A 5216-nucleotide genomic window follows, 5' to 3' on the forward strand; every position below is an offset into this window, starting at 1 on the left:
GACAAAGATTTTTGTTGGAGAGTTTGATCCTGGCTCAGGACGAACGCTGGCGGCGTGCTTAACACATGCAAGTCGAGCGGAAAGGCCCTTCGGGGTACTCGAGCGGCGAACGGGTGAGTAACACGTGAGCAACCTGCCCCAGGCTTTGGGATAACCCCGGGAAACCGGGGCTAATACCGGATATGACCTTGCACCGCATGGTGTTTGGTGGAAAGTTTTTCGGCTTGGGATGGGCTCGCGGCCTATCAGCTTGTTGGTGGGGTGATGGCCTACCAAGGCGACGACGGGTAGCCGGCCTGAGAGGGCGACCGGCCACACTGGGACTGAGACACGGCCCAGACTCCTACGGGAGGCAGCAGTGGGGAATATTGCACAATGGGCGGAAGCCTGATGCAGCGACGCCGCGTGAGGGATGACGGCCTTCGGGTTGTAAACCTCTTTCAGCAGGGACGAAGCGTAAGTGACGGTACCTGCAGAAGAAGCGCCGGCCAACTACGTGCCAGCAGCCGCGGTAAGACGTAGGGCGCGAGCGTTGTCCGGATTTATTGGGCGTAAAGAGCTCGTAGGCGGCTTGTCGCGTCGACCGTGAAAACCTGGGGCTCAACCCCAGGCCTGCGGTCGATACGGGCAGGCTAGAGTTCGGTAGGGGAGACTGGAATTCCTGGTGTAGCGGTGAAATGCGCAGATATCAGGAGGAACACCGGTGGCGAAGGCGGGTCTCTGGGCCGATACTGACGCTGAGGAGCGAAAGCGTGGGGAGCGAACAGGATTAGATACCCTGGTAGTCCACGCTGTAAACGTTGGGCGCTAGGTGTGGGGGGCCTCTCCGGTTCCCTGTGCCGCAGCTAACGCATTAAGCGCCCCGCCTGGGGAGTACGGCCGCAAGGCTAAAACTCAAAGGAATTGACGGGGGCCCGCACAAGCGGCGGAGCATGCGGATTAATTCGATGCAACGCGAAGAACCTTACCTGGGTTTGACATGGCCGCAAAACTGTCAGAGATGGCAGGTCCTTCGGGGGCGGTCACAGGTGGTGCATGGCTGTCGTCAGCTCGTGTCGTGAGATGTTGGGTTAAGTCCCGCAACGAGCGCAACCCTCGTTCGATGTTGCCAGCGCGTTATGGCGGGGACTCATCGAAGACTGCCGGGGTCAACTCGGAGGAAGGTGGGGATGACGTCAAGTCATCATGCCCCTTATGTCCAGGGCTTCACGCATGCTACAATGGCCGGTACAATGGGCTGCGATACCGTGAGGTGGAGCGAATCCCAAAAAGCCGGTCTCAGTTCGGATCGGGGTCTGCAACTCGACCCCGTGAAGTCGGAGTCGCTAGTAATCGCAGATCAGCAACGCTGCGGTGAATACGTTCCCGGGCCTTGTACACACCGCCCGTCACGTCACGAAAGTCGGCAACACCCGAAGCCGGTGGCCCAACCCTTGTGGAGGGAGCCGTCGAAGGTGGGGCTGGCGATTGGGACGAAGTCGTAACAAGGTAGCCGTACCGGAAGGTGCGGCTGGATCACCTCCTTTCTAAGGAGCACCATCCACCGAAAGGTGGCATGGAGCCCGCACCGCCCGAATGTGGTGGTGGGGTGCTCAGATGGCGGAGACACTGGCAAGTCGGTCGCCGGCAACGGCTGCGGATCCTCTAGTACAGCTGCTCTTCGGGGTGGTGGGAACGAGTCTGTGGTGCGGCTGGGGACGGATGTAAGCACCCTGTTGGGTCCTGAAAGAACAACCCGAGCGGTTGTTGTTTCAGAGCCTTGAGATGCCCCGTGTGGACGTTGGTCCCGGGGGCGTGAGGCGCCAGGCATGGCCTGGTCTCGCAAACCGTGATCACGTGGTGGTTGCAGGTGTGGGGCTGTGGGTTGTGGGTTGGTTGTTTGTTGAGAATTGCACAGTGGACGCGAGCATCTTTGTGGTCAAGTTGTCAAGGGCGAACGGTGGATGCCTTGGCACCAGGAGCCGATGAAGGACGTGGGAGGCCGCGATAGGCCTGGGGGAGCTGTCAACCAAGCTGTGATCCCAGGGTGTCCGAATGGGGAAACCCGGCATCAGTCATGTGATGTCACCCGCACCTGAACACATAGGGTGTGTGGGGGGAACGCGGGGAAGTGAAACATCTCAGTACCCGTAGGAAGAGAAAACAATTTAGTGATTCCGTGAGTAGTGGCGAGCGAAAGCGGATTGAGGCTAAACCGGCTGCGTGTGATACCTGTCAGGGGTTGCGTGGTCGGGGTTGTGGGACCCTGCTGAGCAAGCTGACACTTGTTCGAGAAGTTACAAAGCCAGTGGTTAGTCGAACAGTCTGGAATGGCTGACCGTAGACGGTGATAGTCCGGTAGGTGAAAGTTGCTGGTCTTCTGTGGGTGTTCCCGAGTAGCGGCGGACTCCTGAAATCTGCCGTGAATCTGCCAGGACCACCTGGTAAGCCTAAATACTTCCTGGTGACCGATAGCGGACGAGTACCGTGAGGGAATGGTGAAAAGTACCCCGGGAGGGGAGTGAAATAGTACCTGAAACCGTTCGCCTACAATCCGTCGGAGCCTTGCGGGGTGACGGCGTGCCTTTTGAAGAATGAGCCTGCGAGTTAGTGGCATGTGGCGAGGTTAACCCGTGTGGGGGAGCCGTAGCGAAAGCGAGTCTGAATAGGGCGTTTTTAGTCGCATGCTCTAGACCCGAAGCGGAGTGATCTAGCCATGGGCAGGCTGAAGCGCGGGTAAGACCGCGTGGAGGGCCGAACCCACCAACGTTGAAAAGTTGGGGGATGACCTGTGGTTAGGGGTGAAAGGCCAATCAAACTCCGTGATAGCTGGTTCTCCCCGAAATGCATTTAGGTGCAGCGTCGCGTGTTTCTTGCCGGAGGTAGAGCACTGGATGGTCTAGGGGGCCCACAAGCTTACCGAAATCAGCCAAACTCCGAATGCCGGTAAGTGAGAGCGCGGCAGTGAGACTGCGGGGGATAAGCTTCGTAGTCGAGAGGGAAACAGCCCAGATCACCAGCTAAGGCCCCTAAGCGTGTGCTAAGTGGAAAAGGATGTGGGGTCGCATAGACAACCAGGAGGTTGGCTTAGAAGCAGCCACCCTTTAAAGAGTGCGTAATAGCTCACTGGTCAAGTGGTTCCGCGCCGACAATGTAGCGGGGCTCAAGCACACCGCCGAAGCTGTGGCATTCACATTTTAACTTCGCCTGGCCTTGATGCCAGGTGCAGGTGTGTGGATGGGTAGGGGAGCGTCGTGCCGGGGGTGAAGCAGCGGGGTGACCCAGTTGTGGACGCGGCACGAGTGAGAATGCAGGCATGAGTAGCGAAAGAAGGGTGAGAAACCCTTCCGCCGGATGACCAAGGGTTCCAGGGCCAGGCTAATCCGCCCTGGGTGAGTCGGGACCTAAGGCGAGGCCGAGAGGCGTAGTCGATGGACAACGGGTTGATATTCCCGTACCCGCGAAAGAGCGACCCTGACGAACCTCGTTGTGCTAACCACCCGAACTGCCGGCGGTCTTCGGACCAAAGGTGGGGAGCGTGGGAACCTGGCGGGTAGTAGTCAAGCGATGGGGTGACGCAGGAAGGTAGCTGAGCCCGGCCGGTGGTTGTGCCGGGGTAAGCGTGTAGGCCGTGTCGTAGGCAAATCCGCGACACATGGGGCTGAGACGTGATGCCGAGCCGATTCAGGTGAAGTCAGTGATCCTATGCTGCCGAGAAAAGCCTCTAGCGAGTTCTTAGCGGCCCGTACCCCAAACCGACACAGGTGGTCAGGTAGAGAATACCGAGGCGATCGGGCGAACTGTGGTTAAGGAACTCGGCAAATTGCCCCCGTAACTTAGGGAGAAGGGGGGCCGGAGACGTGAAGCCCCGCGCGGGTGGAGCGTTGTATGGCCGCAGAGAGCAGGGGGAAGCGACTGTTTACTAAAAACACAGGTCCATGCGAAGAAGTAATTCGATGTATATGGACTGACGCCTGCCCGGTGCTGGAACGTTAAGGGGACCTGTTAGCTCTTCGGGGCGAAGCGGAGAACTTAAGCGCCAGTAAACGGCGGTGGTAACTATAACCATCCTAAGGTAGCGAAATTCCTTGTCGGGTAAGTTCCGACCTGCACGAATGGCGTAACGACTTCCCCACTGTCTCAACCACAGGCCCGGCGAAATTGCAGTACGAGTAAAGATGCTCGTTACGCGCGGCAGGACGGAAAGACCCCGGGACCTTTACTATAGCTTGACATTGGTATCTGAATTAGCTTGTGTAGGATAGGTGGGAGCCGGTGAAGCCTATACGCCAGTATGGGTGGAGGCAATCTTGAAATACCACTCTGGTTGATTTGGGTATCTAACTTCGGACCGTTATCCGGTTCAGGGACAGTGTCTGGTGGGTAGTTTAACTGGGGCGGTTGCCTCCTAAAGGGTAACGGAGGCGCCCAAAGGTTCCCTCAGCCTGGTTGGCAATCAGGTGTTGAGTGCAAGTGCACAAGGGAGCTTGACTGTGAGACTGACAGGTCGAGCAGGGACGAAAGTCGGGACTAGTGATCCGGCACTGGCATGTGGAAGCGGTGTCGCTCAACGGATAAAAGGTACCCCGGGGATAACAGGCTGATCTTCCCCAAGAGTCCATATCGACGGGATGGTTTGGCACCTCGATGTCGGCTCGTCGCATCCTGGGGCTGTAGCAGGTCCCAAGGGTTGGGCTGTTCGCCCATTAAAGCGGTACGCGAGCTGGGTTTAGAACGTCGTGAGACAGTTCGGTCCCTATCCGCCGTGCGCGTAGGATACTTGAGAAGGGCTGTCCCTAGTACGAGAGGACCGGGACGGACGAACCTCTGGTGTGCCAGTTGTCCCGCCAGGGGCACGGCTGGTTAGCTACGTTCGGAAGGGATAACCGCTGAAAGCATCTAAGCGGGAAGCTCGCTTCAAGATGAGGTATCCCACCCACTTTGTGGGGTAAGGCCCCCAGCTAGACGACTGGGTTGATAGGCCGGAAATGTAAGCCCGGTAACGGGTTCAGTTGACCGGTACTAATAGGCCGAGGACTTGACTACCAAGCTGCTACGCGTCCACTGTGCAACTCTGAACAAACGATCACCCGCAGGGTTGGTTGACATGTTCATAGAGTTACGGCGGTCATGGCGGAGGGGAAACGCCCGGTCACATTCCGAACCCGGAAGCTAAGCCCTCCAGCGCCGATGGTACTGCACTCGGGAGGGTGTGGGAGAGTAGGACACCGCCGGAC

Annotated in this window: 3 rRNA genes; all 3 read left to right on the forward strand. The window is 58.2% G+C overall.

Annotated elements, in window-relative coordinates:
* Positions 1-11 precede the first annotated feature (11 nt).
* The 3 genes from A4R25_RS30365 to rrf all read left to right on the forward strand — a co-directional run bounded on the left by A4R25_RS30365 (position 12) and on the right by rrf (position 5216).
* Positions 12-1526, forward strand: a 16S ribosomal RNA gene (locus A4R25_RS30365).
* A 390-nt stretch (positions 1527-1916) separates the two neighbouring features.
* Positions 1917-5025: ribosomal RNA gene (locus tag A4R25_RS30370) — 23S ribosomal RNA — on the forward strand.
* 74 nt (positions 5026-5099) lie between these two features.
* Positions 5100-5216, forward strand: a 5S ribosomal RNA gene (rrf, locus tag A4R25_RS30375).
* The 16S, 23S and 5S rRNA genes sit together here, the layout of an rRNA operon.

The organism is Micromonospora sp. NBRC 110037 (genome assembly GCF_001652995.1).
Lineage (GTDB): Bacteria > Actinomycetota > Actinomycetes > Mycobacteriales > Micromonosporaceae > Micromonospora > Micromonospora chalcea.